The sequence below is a fragment of the Pseudomonas vranovensis genome (assembly GCF_040438935.1).
GTDB lineage: Bacteria > Pseudomonadota > Gammaproteobacteria > Pseudomonadales > Pseudomonadaceae > Aquipseudomonas > Aquipseudomonas vranovensis.
Window position 1 is genome coordinate 1,215,504 of the sequence record NZ_CP159259.1, and the last position, 15,930, is coordinate 1,231,433.

Annotated in this window: 14 protein-coding genes; 10 read left to right on the top strand and 4 right to left on the bottom strand. The window is 62.2% G+C overall.

The features are described 5' to 3' along the window. Positions 1-56: 56 nt before the first annotated feature. On the bottom strand, positions 57-1,778 hold the full coding sequence (locus tag ABVN19_RS05600) for an amidohydrolase (RefSeq protein WP_028941536.1): 1,722 nt from the start codon (positions 1,776-1,778) through the stop codon (positions 57-59). Between the two features lie 161 nt (positions 1,779-1,939). Between ABVN19_RS05600 and ABVN19_RS05605 the strand changes: the two genes are divergently transcribed. The 5 genes from ABVN19_RS05605 (at position 1,940) to ABVN19_RS05625 (ending at position 7,237) form a co-directional block, all read left to right on the top strand. Next, a complete protein-coding gene (locus tag ABVN19_RS05605) occupies positions 1,940-2,869 on the top strand; it encodes a LysR family transcriptional regulator (protein ID WP_028941537.1) in 930 nt (309 codons plus the stop codon). A 116-nt stretch (positions 2,870-2,985) separates the two neighbouring features. After that, the gene (locus tag ABVN19_RS05610; protein ID WP_105641818.1) at positions 2,986-4,056 is read left to right on the top strand and encodes a C45 family peptidase; all 1,071 of its coding nucleotides are present in this window, start codon (positions 2,986-2,988) and stop codon (positions 4,054-4,056) included. A gap of 118 nt (positions 4,057-4,174) precedes the next feature. Then, complete coding sequence (locus ABVN19_RS05615) at positions 4,175-5,365, top strand: MFS transporter (protein ID WP_256585830.1); 1,191 nt, start codon at positions 4,175-4,177, stop codon at positions 5,363-5,365. Between the two features lie 47 nt (positions 5,366-5,412). Further along, a complete protein-coding gene (locus ABVN19_RS05620; protein WP_028941540.1) occupies positions 5,413-5,625 on the top strand; it encodes a DUF4287 domain-containing protein in 213 nt (70 codons plus the stop codon). Between the two features lie 184 nt (positions 5,626-5,809). Next, complete coding sequence (locus ABVN19_RS05625) at positions 5,810-7,237, top strand: coniferyl aldehyde dehydrogenase (protein WP_105641816.1); 1,428 nt, start codon at positions 5,810-5,812, stop codon at positions 7,235-7,237. A gap of 32 nt (positions 7,238-7,269) precedes the next feature. Here ABVN19_RS05625 and ABVN19_RS05630 read toward each other — a convergent pair whose 3' ends face one another. Continuing rightward, positions 7,270-8,274, bottom strand: a complete 1,005-nt coding sequence (locus ABVN19_RS05630; protein ID WP_105641815.1) for an AraC family transcriptional regulator — start codon at positions 8,272-8,274, stop codon at positions 7,270-7,272. A gap of 162 nt (positions 8,275-8,436) precedes the next feature. Between ABVN19_RS05630 and ABVN19_RS05635 the strand changes: the two genes are divergently transcribed. The 4 genes from ABVN19_RS05635 to ABVN19_RS05650 all read left to right on the top strand — a co-directional run bounded on the left by ABVN19_RS05635 (position 8,437) and on the right by ABVN19_RS05650 (position 12,108). Next, positions 8,437-9,240, top strand: a complete 804-nt coding sequence (locus tag ABVN19_RS05635) for a class II aldolase/adducin family protein (protein WP_353632794.1) — start codon at positions 8,437-8,439, stop codon at positions 9,238-9,240. 46 nt (positions 9,241-9,286) lie between these two features. Continuing rightward, on the top strand, positions 9,287-10,936 hold the full coding sequence (locus tag ABVN19_RS05640) for a choline dehydrogenase (RefSeq protein ID WP_105641814.1): 1,650 nt from the start codon (positions 9,287-9,289) through the stop codon (positions 10,934-10,936). Beyond that, a complete protein-coding gene (locus ABVN19_RS05645) occupies positions 10,933-11,418 on the top strand; it encodes a MaoC family dehydratase (RefSeq protein ID WP_028941545.1) in 486 nt (161 codons plus the stop codon). Before ABVN19_RS05640 ends, ABVN19_RS05645 begins: the two co-directional genes overlap by 4 nt. A gap of 90 nt (positions 11,419-11,508) precedes the next feature. Then, a complete protein-coding gene (locus ABVN19_RS05650; protein WP_028941546.1) occupies positions 11,509-12,108 on the top strand; it encodes a cyclic nucleotide-binding domain-containing protein in 600 nt (199 codons plus the stop codon). Here ABVN19_RS05650 and ABVN19_RS05655 read toward each other — a convergent pair. Then, positions 12,086-13,822 (bottom strand): AMP-binding protein, encoded by a 1,737-nt coding sequence (locus tag ABVN19_RS05655; RefSeq protein WP_105641813.1) that lies wholly within the window; start codon positions 13,820-13,822, stop codon positions 12,086-12,088. The genes ABVN19_RS05650 and ABVN19_RS05655 overlap by 23 nt on opposite strands. A 217-nt stretch (positions 13,823-14,039) precedes the next feature. Here ABVN19_RS05655 and ABVN19_RS05660 point away from each other — a divergent pair, with 217 nt between their 5' ends. After that, entirely contained in the window at positions 14,040-14,552 is a 513-nt protein-coding gene (locus tag ABVN19_RS05660; protein ID WP_245219002.1) for a 2,4'-dihydroxyacetophenone dioxygenase family protein, read from the top strand. A gap of 95 nt (positions 14,553-14,647) precedes the next feature. Here the strand turns inward: ABVN19_RS05660 and ABVN19_RS05665 are convergent, their stop codons facing one another. Continuing rightward, the gene (locus ABVN19_RS05665; protein WP_028941549.1) at positions 14,648-15,673 is read right to left on the bottom strand and encodes an AraC family transcriptional regulator; all 1,026 of its coding nucleotides are present in this window, start codon (positions 15,671-15,673) and stop codon (positions 14,648-14,650) included. Positions 15,674-15,930: the final 257 nt, after the last annotated feature.

Genomic DNA, 15,930 nt, shown 5'->3' on the forward strand with positions numbered 1-15,930 from the left:
GTTGTTGTGGGCGCTACAGGGGGTGGCGGCGCGGCGCTGCCACGGGTGCTGCGGGCTCAGCGGGCGTAGATCTGCTGGCCGGCGAACCAGGTCTGGGTGACCTGGGTGTCACGCAGGGCCTCGGGAGCAACGCTGAACACGTCGCGGTCGAGCACGATCATGTCGGCCTGCTTGCCGACCTTGAGCGAGCCGGTCAGTTGCTCCAGGCGCATGGCCCGGGCGGCATTGAGGGTGTAGGCCTGGAACATCACCTGGCGGTCGATGGCTTCGTCGGCATTGAGCACACCTTTGGAACCCTTGCGGCTGACCGCCTGGTAGATGGCCTTCCACGGGTCCGGGGTGGTGATCGGCCAGTCGCTGGCACCGGCAATGGTCGCGCCGTGCTTGAGCAGCGAATGGGCCGGGAAGGTGTGCATGAAGGCCATGGCGTCCACGTAGGGCTTGACCAGGTCGATGTTGGATTCGTCGGCACTGGCCCAGTACAACTGCATCGAGGCGATCACGTCGAGGTCCTTGAAGCGTGCGTATTCCTTGGGGCTGACCATCTGCAGGTGGGTGATGGAGTGGGGGATGCCACTGTGGCGGTCACGCCGGGCCTGTGCGATGCCGTTGAGCGTTTCGCGCACGGCACGGTCGCCGATGGCGTGCACATGCACCAGCCAGCCACGGGCATCGGCGGCGCTGACCAGCTCGCCGAAGTGCTTTGGGTCAAGCAGCAGCTCGCCGCGCTGGCCGGAGTTCTTGTAGGGTTCGAGCATCGCCGCACTCTGGGCCGGAATCTCCGCGACACCGTCGGCGAATACCTTGATACCCGGCAAGGTGAGGTTGTGTACGCCCTGGAACTGCTGGCGCACTTTGTCCAGTTCGTCCAGGTCGGCAGGGCGGGCCTTGGAGTCGGCCATCAGCAGGGCCGCGACGTGGGCGGTCAGTTCGCCCTTGTCGGAAAGTTCCTTGTAGATCGGCAGAACGCCCAGCGAGTTGTTCTTGACGTCGGCCCCAGGCAGCTCGTTGCCCAGCGGGTCCATCCAACCGGTGATGCCGAGCTTTTTCGAGTAATCCAGGGCCATGCGCCCGGCAGTCATCAGCGTGTCGTGGGACAGAGGCGGCAACAGGTCGCTCACTGGGTAGTAGCTGGCGTCGACGAGGAAGCCGTTGGGGGTGCCGTCCTTGTGCTGGCCAATGGTGTTGCGTGCTTCGGCCGGCAGGGCCGTGATCGTCTTGGCATCGACCCCGGCACGCGTCAGCATGGCCTGGTTGGCCCAGCCGGTGTGCATGTCATAGGCGGCAAAGAGAATCGGTTGCGCGGCCCATTCGCCGTGGTTGAAGCGCTGTTCCAGGGCCGGGATGTTGTCCCAGTAAGTCGAAGGCAGGCCGCCGACGCTGAGGAATTCGCCTCGGCGCGCCTTGCCGTCGTCGCGCCACTGACGCAGGCGCTGCTCCAACTGGTCGAGGGGGATTTGCTCGCCGGCAAGGTTGGCCAGTTCCATTTGCAGGCCGCCCTTGATGGCGTGGGAGTGGGAATCGAGCATCCCGGGCATCAGCACCTTGCCGCCCAGGTCGATGGCCCGAGTGCTATCGGCCTTCAAACGCAGCACTGCGTCGTCGGTGCCAACCGCGACGATCTTGTCACCTTCCACCGCCACGGCCTGCTGCAGCGGCTGGCCCGGCTCGGCGGTATAGACCTTGGCGTTGTGCAGGATCAGGTCCACCGCGGCGAAACCCGGCAGGGCCGTGCAGGCCAGGCCGGCGCTGAGGGCCATTTTCAGGAACTGCTTCATTCGATGCCTCGTTCTTGTTGTGATGGAGCCGCAGCCTAGCCAAGGCCTGGGGGCGGTTAAAGACGAGGGCAGGCACAACTTTTTTCGCCCTTTGGAAATAATCCCTGGCCTATACTCGGCGCGTTTTGAACGCATCCGCGTGTGCCGAACAGGAACCCAGCATGGACAAAATGACGGCCCTGACCATCTTCGTTGCCGCTGCCGAGCAGGGCAGCTTCAGTCGTGCGGCCGAGCAGTTGGGCAAGACGCCGTCGGCCATCACCAAGGCCGTGGCCCATCTGGAGGCCGAGCTGGGCGTGCGCCTGTTCGAGCGCACCACACGGCGCATGGCCCTGACCGAAGCCGGGACGATCTACCTGGAGGGCGCCCGCCAGGCGTTGATGCACCTGCAGTTGGTCACCGAAGAGGTGGAGCAGTTGCAGCACGCCTTGCGCGGCACGTTGCGCATCACCGCGCCGCCGTCGTTCGGCCCGGCGTTCCTCAACCAGGTGTGCTGCCGGTTCATGCGCGAGCACCCGCAAGTGCGCCTGGAGGTGAACCTCAACGATGCCAACGAAGACCTGATCGACGGCGGTTTCGACCTGTCGTTGCGCGACGGCCCCACCGACCAGCCCGAGCTGATTGCCCAGCCGCTGATCGAGAACCGCGTGATCCTTTGTGCCAGCCCCGACTACCTGGCCCGGCGTGGTGATTCCATTACCCTGGAGAACTACGCCCAGCACGACTGGCTGCTGTTGCGTCACCCCTTGCTCAACCGCAGTTACTGGTGGATCGAACGCGAGGGCCAATCGCTGCGGGTACGCCAGCCCACGCCCAGGCTGGTGAGCGACAACTTCGACTTCCTGCTGGCTTGCCTGCTCGATGGCCAGGGCCTGCAGTTCGTCCCCACCTGGTGTGCGGCACCGTATCTGGCCAAGGGTGAACTGGTGGAGGTGATGCCCGACTACTGGCGTGCGCTGAGCGCATTCGGACCTTGGGTGCATGTGCTGTACCTGCCGCACCGGCGCAACACCCGCAAAGTGCAGGCCTTCATCGCCTTGCTGCACGAGCACTTGCGCGGCCAGGGGCTGGAGGGCCGGGCGCGAGGCTGAGTTTTTCCAGTTGGGCACAAAAGTTGTGCGGGTTGTGGCAATGATCGGCGCGGAACGGGTCGTTAGGCTTGGTCGATAGCAACCACACAGCCCGCTGTACCAGGAGCCCTCGCGCAGTGAAGATCCATACCCTCGTCACCCAGACCCACAGCCCCGCCGAGCGTGGCCGCCAGATCGGCGAGCGCTTCGCCGAGCAGATCCGCCACACCACCCACCTGTACCTGGACTTCTTCCCCCGGGTGGGCGTGTCCCTGAGCGAAGCACAACGTATCGGTGAAAACAGCCTGGCGGCGCTTGAGGCCTGGCGCCCGGAGCTGGCCGCCGAAGTGATCGCCATGGCCAGTGGCGCCGAGTTGCCGCTGTGGCAATTGGCGAGCCTGAATGCCCGCACCGAAGTACTGGCGGCACGTACCCGTCACCACGAATGCTCCACCACCGTGCATGCCCCGCGCGGGCCGCGCGCGCCGCTGACCCTGCAAACCTGGGACTGGCACGACAGCCTGTGCCCCCATGGCCTGATGCTGGCGCTCGATACCACACGCGGCATGCACGTCAAACTGTTCTGCGAGTTCGGCATGCTGGCCAAGCTGGGCGTCAACAGTGCAGGCGTTGGCCTGCACTTCAATATCCTTCACCACAGCAGCGACAACAATAGCGGTGGTGTGCCGGTACATGCCATTGCCCGTCGCTTGCTGGAGGAGGCGAGCAGTGTCGAGGAGGCCATCGAACTGGCCCGTTCGGCCCGGGTCAGCGCGTCCACGGTGCTCACCGTGTTCTCCCGCGAAGACAGCAGCCCGCGTGCTGCGAGCATCGAGCTCAGCCCCGAGCGCACAGCGCTGGTGTTGCCCCGTGACGACGGCTGGCTGCTGCACACCAACCACTTCCTCGACCCGTACCTGAGCGAGGGCGAACAGGTTGCCGACCGCCCCGACACCCAGTGCCGGCTGGGTCATCTGGAACAGGTGGTCGGGCAAATGGGCCGTGCCGACCTGCGCGCCCGCGCCCAGGCCATGTGCGGTGGCGAAGGCGCCAACGCACCGATCTGCTTCTACCCGGACCTGAGCATGCCCGACACCGAACGCTGGGAAACCCTGCTGAGCGTGGGCATCGATACCGAGCACTGCGTTCTGGAGTACGTGGCGGGTACGCCGCTGCACCTGGCCAAAGCCGGCTACGAACGTTTCTGAACCCGCCCGGTGCCGCCCGCACGGCGGCACCCGCACAACGAGAACAACAACAATGCATGCGGATCATTCCCATCCTGCGTCCTCCCGCTCTGCCTTCCGGACCTTTTGCGTTTCCGGCATGGGTACGGCGCTGGAGTTCTACGATTTCATCATCTACGGCACCGCTGCTGCCCTGGTCTTCCCCCAGGTGTTCTTCCCCCAGATGGACCATCTGACCGCAACCCTGGTGGCCTTCAGTGCCTTCGGTGCCGGCTTCTTCGCCCGGCCGTTGGGCGGCCTGGTGTTCGGCCACTACGGTGATCGCATCGGTCGGCAGAAAGTGCTGGTCGCCACCCTGTTGCTCATGGGCTTGAGCACCTTTCTCATTGGCTGCCTGCCTGGCCATGCCAGCATCGGTGTGGCCGCGCCGATCCTGTTGGTGCTGCTGCGCCTGGTCCAGGGCTTTGCCGCGGGCGGCGAGTGGGGTGGCGCGGCGCTGTTCGGCATCGAGTCGGCGCCGCCTGGCCGGCGCGGCCTGTGGGGCAGCTTCACCAGCATGGGCATTGGCGTCGGCGGCATTCTTGGGGCGGGCGTGTTTGCCCTGGTCAGTGCCGCCTACAACGACAATCTGGTGGATTTTGCCTGGCGCATACCGTTCTGGCTGGGCGGCACCCTGGTGCTGATCGGCCTGTACGCGCGCCTCAAGGCGCCAGCACCGGTCGCCCAACCTGCGATCAAACCGGTACGCGCCCCGCTGGCCGAAGCACTGCGTCAACGGCCACGGCAACTGCTGCTGTGCACCGGGATTGCCTTTGGCTACTGCACCATCGCCTACATTGGCAGTACCTTCTTCCTGACCTACGCCACCCAAGTGGGCTTCAGCAGTACCGATGCCTTGATGTTCGACCTGACCTTGTCGGTTGCCATCGTGCTGTCGGCGCCGCTGTTCGGGCACTTGTCCGACCGCCTCGGGCGGCGCACGGTGATGGTGTTCGGTGCGCTGGTCATGGCTCTTGGCTTGTTCGCCTTTTTCAACCTGGTCGATATGCAGCGCTTCGCCGTTGCCCTGTTTGCCTACAGCCTGACTGGCGCACTGATGGGGGCGACCCAGGGGCCGATCCCGGCATTCCTGGGAGAGCAGTTTCCCCGCAGCATGCGTTACTCGGGGATCTCGGCGAGCTACCAGATCGGCGCGGCGCTGTATGGCGCCGGGGCACTGGCGCTGGTGGCGGTGTGTTCGTTGTTGTTGAAGGAAACGGCGCAGATGAGCATGGCGCAGATAGATGAGGAGGCCATCTCGCAGCCCCTCGCTACCGCCAGCCCCCACTGACTGCAGGCGCGGGCTATGCTGTTTTTCCACGCCTAGGGGATTGCATCATGAGCGAAGATTCAAAAGTGAAAGGCCCGGCCTCGTACTTTCCTTCGATCGAGAAAAAGTACGGCCAGCCGATCAGTCATTGGCTCAGTGTGCTGGAAGCACTCGGCGCAAAAAAGCACATGGAACTGGTGACTGCACTCAAGGCCGAGCATGGCCTGGGACACGGCCATGCCAATGCCCTGGTAGCGCACTACTTGGCCGCCATCCGGTAGGCGCGGGCTTGTCCCGCGATGCGGTGCGGCTGACAAGCCGCATCGCGGGGCAAGCGCGCTCCTGCCGGTGTTCATCGATGTACACCCTGTTCGCCAATGGTCAAGTTTGAGTTCGTAGATGGTCAAGTTTTTTGACTGCTATTTGTATATTTTCAAGCGCCGACCCCCGCACGGACAGACATCTATGAACGCTAAAGTCGAAATCCCAGCTGAGTTTTTTCAATGCCTGGAAAGTCAGCGGGCTCATTTCGAAGCCAACCGCTACCCCGATGCCACTCAGCGTGTGACTGACCTCAAGGCGTTGGTGCGCCTGGTGGCCGATAACCGTGAAGCGCTCATCGAGGCGGTCAACAAGGATTACGGGTGCCGTTCGCGCTTTGAAACCACCTTCGCCGAGATTGCAGTCACCCTGGATGGCTTGCAAGACACCATCAAGCGGGTGAAGAAGTGGATGAAGCCACAGAAGCGTCACGTTGATCCGATGCAACTGCCGCTGGCGCGGGCCCGCCTCATCCCGCAGCCAATAGGCGTGGTCGGGGTCGTGGTGCCGTGGAACTTCCCGATCGCCATGGCCTTTCACCCGTTGACCTGCATTTTTGCTGCAGGCAACAGCGCCATGGTGAAAATGTCGGAGAACTCCAATCACTTGGCGAGTTTGCTGAAAACACTGGCGCCGCGTTATTTCCCTGCAGGCAAATTGGCGTTCTTCGAAGACGGCGGTGGTCGTGGCCCGGCGTTTACGGCGTTGACGTTCGACCATATTTTCTTCACCGGCTCACCTGCCACCGGCAAAGCGGTCATGGCCAACGCTGCGCACAATCTCACGCCGGTGACGCTTGAGCTGGGGGGCAAGTCGCCCGCTGTGGTCGCGCCGGACTTTCCGATCGAGAAAGCCGCACAGCGTATTCTGTGGGCCAAGACGTTCAACGCCGGGCAGATCTGCACCAACGTTGATTATCTGTTCTTGCCTGAAAGCCAGGTTGCCACTTTTGTCGAGGCGGCCAAGGCTTACTGCGCCAAGCACTATCCGAACATCAACAACGGCGATTACACCGCGGTGATCGACCAGCGCTCCTTTGACCGCTTGCACGCGGCGTTGGACGACGCCAAGGCCAAGGGTGCGACGCTGGTCAATCTGATCGAGCCGCAGACGCCCGATGCTGGCCGCCGGATCATGGCGCCGACCATCGTGCTCAATCCAACCGAAGACATGACGCTGATGCAACGCGAGATCTTCGGCCCGATTCTGCCGATCAAGACCTACCGCACCCGCGAAGAAGTGACCGGCTACATCAACAGTCGCCCGCGGCCGCTGGCGTTCTATGCCTATACCAACGAGCGTAGCCTGGCGGACTGGTACATCTACAACACGCTGTCCGGGGGCGTGACCATCAACGACAGCCTGTTGCATGTCAGTGTCCACAGCCCGCCGTTTGGTGGCATCGGCAACAGCGGCATGGGCCATTACCATGGCTACGAGGGCTTCCTGACATTCTCCAAAATGCGCCCGGTGCTGTACCAGGGACCGATTCGGGCGATCAACATGATGCTGCCGCCATACGGCGCAAAAGTTGAAAAGATGCTCGACCTGATGATCCGCATGAAGAGTTGAGTACGGCGAGGTTCCCTTCATTCGGCTGCCGTTTATGGGGCGTCGGCCTGTTGTCGCCACTTTCGTGGCGACATCCCGGTCCATTGTTTGAACGCGCGGCTGAAGGCGGTGAGGTCGGCAAAGCCCAGGTTCAGCGCCAGGGTGGTCAGGTCGATGGTGCTGCTGGTCAGGTGGTGCTTGGCCAAGCGCAGGCGGGCCGACTTGAGCGTGTGCGCAAAGCTGCTGTTCTGTGTCTGGAGGCGTTGCTGCAGGCTGCGTGGATGCATTTCTACCAGCTTTGCCACCATGGCCAGATTGCACTCGCCCGTGGGCAGCAAGGCATCGATGGCGCTTTCCACCTGGCGGGCCAGGTTGTTTGGGGCCAGGCGTTGCCAACCGGTTCGCCATTGCAGCGTCAGGTGATTGCGCCAGCGCTGCTCCACCGCAACGGGCTGTTCCAGCAGGGTGGCCGGGTAGCTCATCCGGTTTATCGGCTGGTCATAGCGAACTGTGCCGCCCAAGACATCTTCGTAGGCTTGGGTGTTGGCAGGCCTGGGGATTTGCAGACCTACTTCCAGCGGCAGCAAATCGACATTGTGCAGTTGCCGGATGCCTTGGGCGAATACCGCCAGTGTCAACGCATTGAGTTGGTCGCAATTGACCTCCAGGGCAAATGCAAACCTGAGGTCGATCTCGAAATGCGATGCGGATGTGTTGATTTCCCAGAGCAGCCCGTGGGCGTGGAAGTCCATGTTTCGTTGCAGCAACTGCATGGCGTCACCCACGGTGGCCTGTATGCACAGGCACGAGCCGAGCGCGCCGAGCACCTCCAGGCCCTGGCGGTTGCCCAGGCGCACACCGAAGTCTGGCGCGTTGCAGCGCACGGCAGCCAGTTCCAGCAGTTCGGCCATCGCGACATACGGGATGTAGAGGTCCGGTGAGTGCATCACCGCCTGACTCAAGCCGGTTTCGCGCAGCAGGCGCTCGGGCTCTTGGCCCAGTTCGCGGACCAGCTCGGAAAAGCCTGAAAGCGAGCCACTTCGGACGAAATTGTTCATCAGCTCGTTACCTGTCGGCGCCTTGGTGAAGGGAAGTAAGAACTCGCGAATAGTCAAGTTTGTCTTCGTGAACAGTCAAGTTAATTCAGTGTTTTTTGTTTATTTTTTTAGCACCTAAACCTGCAATGGTGCATTCGATTCGCGCCGCTGGAGCCTACAACAATGACAACAAAACTACCTGCAGCCCTGGTCAACAGCCTGTTCGGCCCACGTCCCGAAGGGGTCCGGATTCCAGAGCCACCGAGCTTCGACTGCATTGCCGACGAGCGCCAATACCGCAAAGAGCAGCTGGCCGCCGGCTTGCGACTGTTTGGCCGGTTCGGCTTCTCGGAGGGCGTGGCGGGGCACATCACCGTGCGTGATCCCGAGCGGCCGTCCGAGTGGTTCTGGGTTAACCCATTTGGTATGAGTTTCAGCCGTATTCGTGCTTCAGACCTGGTTCTGGTCGACCATGAGGGCCGTGTTGTCCAGGGCCAGTACGCGGTCAATCGCGCGGCCCTGGTCATCCACTCGCATGTCCATGCCGCACGGCCCGATGCCCTTGCTGCTGCGCATGCTCACTCGTTGCACGGCAAGGCGTTTTCCAGCCTGGGCATCAAGCTTGCGCCTATCACTCAGGATGCCTGCGCCTTTTACGAAGACCATGGCTTGTACAGCGAATTCGGCGGTGTCGCGACCGAAGTGGACGAAGGTGTGCGTATCGGCGAAGCGCTGGGCAAACACAAAGCGGTGATCCTGCAGAACCATGGCCTGCTGACGGTCGGCCAGTCTGTCGCCGAGGCCATCTGGTGGTTCATCACGATGGAGCGTTCCTGTCAGGCGCAGTTGCTGGCCATGGCCGCCTGGCACGCCCAAGCTGATTGCTCACGAAACGGCGCTGGGCGTGCGTGCCCAGGTCGGTACGCCGTTCGCGGGTTGGTTTCAGGCACAACCGCTGTGGGATCAAATCATCCACAGCGACCCTGATCTGTTCAATTGATGTGACCGCACAACAATAAAAAAGGTACCTGAAATGAGCGGCAACGAGTGGGATTACATTATTGTCGGTGGCGGGTCCGCCGGCTCAGTGTTGGCAAACCGTTTGAGTGAATGTGCCAGCAACCGCGTGCTGTTGCTGGAAGCTGGGCCGAGTGGTCGCTGGAGCCCGCTGGTGGCGATTCCAGCCGGCGCTGTGGCGCTGATGAAAAGCCGTCGCTACAACTGGCTGTTTGAAACCGAACCGCAGCCTGAGCTGGCGAACCGCCGGCTGTTTCAGCCGCGAGGTCGCTGCCTGGGCGGGTCAAGCAGTATCAATCTGGCGGTCAATACCCGGGGGCAGCCTTGGGATTACGATGAATGGGAGCGTTTGGGGTGCCCGGGGTGGGGCTTTCGCGATGTCTTGCCCTTTTTCAAAAAGTCGGAAAACTTCGAGCCCGCCAGCCAACCTGCCGATGCACCGTTCCACGGCAAGGGCGGGCCGCTGAACATTGCTGAGCGGCGCTGGACCAGCCTCTATGGACACGCCTTCATCGAGGCCTGTACGCAGGCCGGGCTGCCACGCAGCAGCGACCCAAACGGCGTCGACCAAGAAGGGGCCTGCCTGCAACGCGCCTACCAAAAGGACGGCCGGCGCTGCAGCAACGCACGGGCCTACCTGGCACCGGCACGGGGCCGGGACAACCTGCGCATCATCACCGGTGCGCACGCCACACGGGTGTTGCTCGAAGGCAAGCGGGCCGTGGGGGTGGAGTACATGCGCAACGGCAAGGTGTGCCAGGCACGGGCAGGCAGTGAAGTCATTCTCTGCGGCGGTGCGTTCCAGTCGCCGCAGCTGTTGTTGTTGTCTGGCATCGGTCCGCGGGAAGAGCTTGAAAAGCATGGCATTCAGGTGCGCCACGAGCTGGGAGGGGTAGGGCAGAACCTGCAGGATCATCTGGCTGTGGTGCTCAACGTGCGTACGCACACACGCCGGGGGATTTCCTTGCACCCCTCGTCGCTGCTGCAGGCAGTGCAGGCCATGGTGCAGTTCGTATTCCGCCGCCGCGGCATGCTCACCACCAATGTGATCGAGGCAGGTGCCTTTGTGCGCTCGTTGCCCCAGGCATCCATGCCCGACATGCAATTGCATTGCGCCCCTATCATGTATCGCGACCATGGACGTGACATGAAGCTGTCGGCATCCGGTTTCGGTTACTCGATGGCGATCAACGATGGCCGTCCGCTTTCCCGTGGTCGCGTCGGCCTGCGCAGCAGTGATCCGCTGGCACCGCCCTTGATCGACCCCAACTACCTGAGCCACGCCCGGGACCTGCAGCGGCTGGTACTGGGCGTCAAGATGATGCGCAACATTGTCGCCCAACCGGTCCTTGCAGCGCACAACAAGTGCGAGCTCAACCCTGGGCCGAATGTGCAGACCGATGAACAGCTCGAAGCCTGGGTGCGACAGAACGTCGAAACGGCCTACCACCCGGTGGGCACCTGCAAGATGGGACCGGCCAGCGATGCGATGGCGGTGGTGGATGCGCGCTTGCGTGTACACGGTCTTGAGGGGCTGCGCGTAATCGACGCGTCTATCATGCCTACCCTGGTCAACGGCAATACCAACCAGCCCGTCACGATGATTGGCGAGAAGGGCGCGAGCATGATTCTTGAAGATGCTGCCGCGCTGGAGTGCACTGTATGAACCTCGATTATCACTACGACCACCTGGCCCGGTTCGTTGGCACGGAACTCGGCGTTTCTGAATGGGCCACGGTCGATCAGGCACGTATCGATGAATTTGCCCACTGTACGGAAGACCACCAGTGGATACACGTCGACCCGGTGCGCTGCCAGGCCGAAAGCCCTTTTGGCACCACCATCGCCCACGGCTTTCTGAACCTGTCGCTGCTCGGTGGTTTGATGATGCAGATGGGCATTGTGCCTGCCGGTGTGAGCAGCCTGGTCAATGCCGGCGTGACCAACGTACGCTTCAAGAACGCTGTGCGTGCCGGCTCGCGCGTGCGGGCGCGGGCCTCGGTGCATTCAGCCGAGGTCAAGGACGGTGGGCGTACGCTGTTGATTCTGCTGGCGCAGCTGGAGCTGGAAGGCGCCGAGGAACCGGCGCTGACTGCCGAGTGTGTAGCTATGCTGTTTCGTGACGCACAGGGCGACGCTGTCGCATAGCTGATTTTTCACAGGCTCCGGGGGCTTGTCTTGCCTGTCTTCACCCTGTCTTGGCGCCGTCAACCACACTTCCCCGGGGCGCGAAATGCTGTGAACAATCTCCTGGATGCGAGTGCTCAAGCGCAGTTCAGGGCCGTGCTCTGCCGTTATGGCGTGAGTGATCCCGGGCTCTGGGAGCACCTGTTGCAGGTGCTCGAACAGCGTGACTATGCCCGCGATCAGCGCATCATCCGTGCCGGTGAAACGCCAACGCACTTCTTCGTCATCCTCAGCGGCCTGGTGCGCTACTACTATGCTTCGCCGGAAGGAAAGGAGTGGAACAAGGCTTTTTTTCGCGAAGGTGAGATCGTTGGTTCGCTCAGCGCTTATTTGAAGCGCCAACCGTGTACCTACACCATTGAGGCACTGGAACAGAGCCACCTGGTGGCTGTGCCACTACAGGTTCTGGCCCGTCAACCAGGGCCCAGCGTGCAGATGCAGGGGATGCTTGACAAGGTTACCCGGGAAATCATGCTGCGCAACGAGTCGCGGGAGGCGCTGCTGCTCACCAGCAATAGCGAGGAACGCTATCGCTGGCTGCAGGAGAATGAAAGCTGGTTGCTGGCGCGGGTACCGCAGTACCAGCTGGCCAGCTACCTGAGCATGGATGCGGTGTCTTTCTCGCGGATTAAACGCAAATTGGGCTGTTGACGCTCTGCGCCCGCATACCCAGACGCTCAGCCAGTGCTGCACACCCGCGTAGGTGCTCAGGTGGCACGCTATCGAGATTGACCACGAGGCTGCCATCACCTTGCTGGGTGACTTCTGCACAGAACGCTTCGCCGCAGTGCTGCCGGGCACGTTCGTTGTAGATGTATGCGGCCGCCAGTTCGCGCAGGCGATGCTTGACGACCTTGCCCACTGCTGTGACCGGCAGGGCGTCGATCAGGAAGACCTGTTTCGGGCAGGCGGGGCGTTCGGCGATATTTTCGAAGGCGTACTGGCGTAGCGCCTCGGCACTGGCCTGGCTGCCCTGGCGCAACTGGACAAAAACCACGGGCAGTTCGCCGGCATATTCGTCAGGCATGCCCACGGCCGCCGCCAGTGAAACTTGAGGGTGGGACTCCAGGCAATTCTCTATCAGTGCCGGGTCGATGTTGTGGCCACTGCGGATGATCAGGTCCTTGGCCCGGCCAGTGATGTACAGGTTGCCCAGCTCGTCCAGGCGGCCGAGGTCGCCAGTGCGCAGCCAGCCGTTGTCCAGCGGGCTTTCACGTTGCTCCAGATAACCGGGAAACACCGTCGGCCCGCGCACGCAGATCTCACCGTTGCTGGCGATCCGCACCTCCATTGCACCACTCACGTGCCCGGCGCTGCCGGGAATGGAGGGGCATTGCAGATTGGGCAAAGTAATGACGCCCGCTGCCTCGGTCATACCGTAGGCCTGGTACAGATTCAGCCCGGTGGCTTCGCGCAGCTGTACGCAAAGCGCCGCAGGCACCGGCGCGCCGCCGCTGATCATGAACCGCAGGGAGCTGATGTCATGGTTGCCCAGGGGGACATCGAGCATTGCCGCGACCGAGGTCGGTATACCGCCACTGATGGTGATGCCGTAGTGCTCGACCAATTGCCAGTGACGCTGGATCACCTCGGGATTGCGAAACCCCGACGGTGTCGGCAGTAGCATGTGCAAGCCGCTCGCCAGGCCGCCCAGGCTGTTCACCAACGCGCCGGCGACATGGAAGATGGGCAAGCCATTGAGCGCCACGTCAGTCGGGCCGGCTTCCATGCAGCGTACATAGGCGTGCGCTGCCGCCACCTGGTTGGCGTGGGTGTGGCGGGCCAGTTTGGGCAGGCCGGTGGTGCCTCCGGTGTGAAAGTAGGCGGCGATATCATCGGCCCGGGGCTGCAACCCAGGCTCCAGTGCATCGGCACGATAGCCTTCGAGCAGGGTGTCGAAGCAGTACTCGCCTCCGGGCGCCATGACCGAAACACACTTGACCGGGTGTGGCAGGCGTTGTGCGACGTTCAGGGTTTTCTGCCACAGGTCGGAACCTGGCATAGGCCCGGCTACGAAGATCAATTCGGTCTTCGCCTTGAGCATCAGGTTGTACAGCGCATCCTCACTGAGCAGCGGGTTGAGCGGGTTGGCAACACCAACGCTGGCTGCGGCCCAGAGCAGGTACTGGCTTTGAGGAATGTTCGGCAGCAGCAGTGACACGACCGGTTTACGGGTGCCGGCAAGGTCCAGGATCAGGCGTGCTGCGCGGTTGATATTGGCCAGTAGCGCGTCATAACCGATGCGCTGCTCCTGAAACGGGTCCAGGCTGCTGAGGTAGGTCAGCGCGGGTTGTTCGCCATAAGCGCTGGCCGACGCCTGGAAGAGCTCATAGACCGTGTTCGCGCATAAGGGTGGTGTAGGCATGCTGCACTCCTGTCGTTTATTGTTTTTTTATTCTGGGCAGGTCAGGCGGGGGGCAGCATTAACAATTGTTAAGAACGCCGGGAAGGTCATCAATGTGACGTCAACTGACAAGTTGCTGACCGCAGATGACAATTTTTGAGCGGGGCCGCATCGCACTATGTCCTCGGCACGACCGCCGTTTCGTGCAACAGCCCGAATGAGGACAATAACAATGCCTATGCCGACACCCCTTTTCGATCACAAAGAACTGTTGACGCTCAACACCCGGGACTTGCCCATCTACACCGATGCGATGGCCCCGCATTTCCCCGGTGTTGACGTACAGCCGCTGTACCTGGACCCAAACCTCGGGGTATGGGCGTTGCGGGTAATCTTCCAGCCGGGTGTACGGCTTCCTTGCCATTACCACACCGGCCCTGTCCACTTGTTCACGCTCTCGGGTAGGTGGAACTACGTCGAGTTCCCGGACCAGCCCCAGACCGCGGGTTGCTACCTCTACGAACCGGGCGGCTCGATCCACACCTTCATGGTGCCGCAAGACAACACCGAACCCACCGACACGTTCATGGTGGTTCACGGGGCCAATGTGAATTTCGATCAGGACGGCAACTTTGTGAATGTCATGGACGCCACCGACATCATGCAGATCATCGAACGCCTGGTGAAAGAGCGCGGCCTGCAGCCGGCCCGCTACATCCGCCCCGGCAACGCCAACTACACCGCCGGCTGAGTACGTGAGGCCGGCATGCACACCTGCATGCCGGCCCGCTGCGCCAGGCCCGGCCACCAGGATTGCCGAAGCCCACGCGGCAGCTCACTCGCGTATCAGCCGAACCCCTGTTGGCCGGCACGCAGCAGTGCGCGGCGCTCCCGGGGCGACATGCTGTACCAGCGCCGGCAGGCACGGTTGAACGAGCTCTGCTCGGCATAACCCAGCAAGCCGGCAATCTGTGCCATGGGCATGTTGGCTTCGGCCAGGTACAGGTCGGCAAGCTCCCGGCGGGCAGCCTCGACCATGTCCTCGAACACCAGCTCGCTTTCGCCCAGGCGGCGCTGCAGGGATCGTTCGCGCATGCCCATCTGCTCGGCGATCAACGGCAGCGCGCAGCGCAGGGTCGGCAGCAGGCGACGGATCGAGTACTCCACCTGGCTGCCAATATCCAACGGGTTCACCGCACCTATGTCGCTGATGTAATCCATCATCGTGTCGTGCAGCTGGCGATTGTGCTGGTCGATCGATTTGGTCAGCTGCCCCGGCAGCAGCACCAGTGCATTCTGCGCCTGGCCAAAATAGGTACGGGCGCCGAAAAAGCGCTGGTAGCGACTCTGTGGCAAGCGCGCTTCGGTTCGCGACAGCACTGAATGCGGGCGGAATCCAGGCCCGAACAGCATGTGCAGCGTCTTGAACATGACGCCCAGGGTCAACTCGATCACCTGGCGTTGCCGGGGGGCTGGACGCAGGCGCATCTCGTAGATCAGGTGGGGGTGTGCCGGGTCGATCTCGGTATCCAGGTGTATGAATATGCCGGGGCTGTAGATGTGCAGGAAACGGATGATCTCGACCAGCGCCTCGCCGACATTGCGCGCATTCTGCGCGATCACCGCCAGCGGGCCGAGGATCGTGATGCTTTGCCGTTCGGCAAGACGAAGGCCGAAATCGATGCACTGCAAACGCTCGGCACTCAATTCAAGCAGGTTGATCATCGCCCGGTAAGGGATTACCGCCGAGCTGTTGTCGAGCAGCGCCGGTTCGATCTGCATCTGCCGTAACAGGTCCTCGGGATTGCCGTTCAACTCACGCACAAGTTGCGCAAATCCTGTCAGCGAAGTGGTTTTGATCAGGGCGGTCATGGTCTCGATTCTTATTGTGATGACTCAAACGGTGGCCAAATACGGGCACTACGGGCACCTCCTCCCGGGTTCGAAGACATCGTCTCCGATTTTTATCCCTTGGCTACAGCTTAATTGGAGTGCTGGTAGCTAATGACAAATATCTGACGTGAACGGACAAATGGATCTGCTCCACCCATGGGCATGCTTGCGCCAACAAACAAGAACGCTCACCCCGCGGACCGAATCCGGTCTCGCACGGTAAGGGCGATGATGGC

Coding starts and splice junctions, on each gene's coding strand:
- ABVN19_RS05620 (WP_028941540.1), top strand. CDS start 5,413: ATGAGCGAAGATTCAAAAGTGAAAGGCCCGGCCTCGTACTTTCCTTCG.
- ABVN19_RS05660 (WP_245219002.1), top strand. CDS start 14,040: ATGCCGACACCCCTTTTCGATCACAAAGAACTGTTGACGCTCAACACC.
- ABVN19_RS05640 (WP_105641814.1), top strand. CDS start 9,287: ATGAGCGGCAACGAGTGGGATTACATTATTGTCGGTGGCGGGTCCGCC.
- ABVN19_RS05635 (WP_353632794.1), top strand. CDS start 8,437: ATGACAACAAAACTACCTGCAGCCCTGGTCAACAGCCTGTTCGGCCCA.
- ABVN19_RS05605 (WP_028941537.1), top strand. CDS start 1,940: ATGGACAAAATGACGGCCCTGACCATCTTCGTTGCCGCTGCCGAGCAG.
- ABVN19_RS05600 (WP_028941536.1), bottom strand. CDS start 1,778: ATGAAGCAGTTCCTGAAAATGGCCCTCAGCGCCGGCCTGGCCTGCACG.
- ABVN19_RS05665 (WP_028941549.1), bottom strand. CDS start 15,673: ATGACCGCCCTGATCAAAACCACTTCGCTGACAGGATTTGCGCAACTT.
- ABVN19_RS05645 (WP_028941545.1), top strand. CDS start 10,933: ATGAACCTCGATTATCACTACGACCACCTGGCCCGGTTCGTTGGCACG.
- ABVN19_RS05630 (WP_105641815.1), bottom strand. CDS start 8,274: ATGAACAATTTCGTCCGAAGTGGCTCGCTTTCAGGCTTTTCCGAGCTG.
- ABVN19_RS05625 (WP_105641816.1), top strand. CDS start 5,810: ATGAACGCTAAAGTCGAAATCCCAGCTGAGTTTTTTCAATGCCTGGAA.
- ABVN19_RS05615 (WP_256585830.1), top strand. CDS start 4,175: ATGGGTACGGCGCTGGAGTTCTACGATTTCATCATCTACGGCACCGCT.
- ABVN19_RS05655 (WP_105641813.1), bottom strand. CDS start 13,822: ATGCCTACACCACCCTTATGCGCGAACACGGTCTATGAGCTCTTCCAG.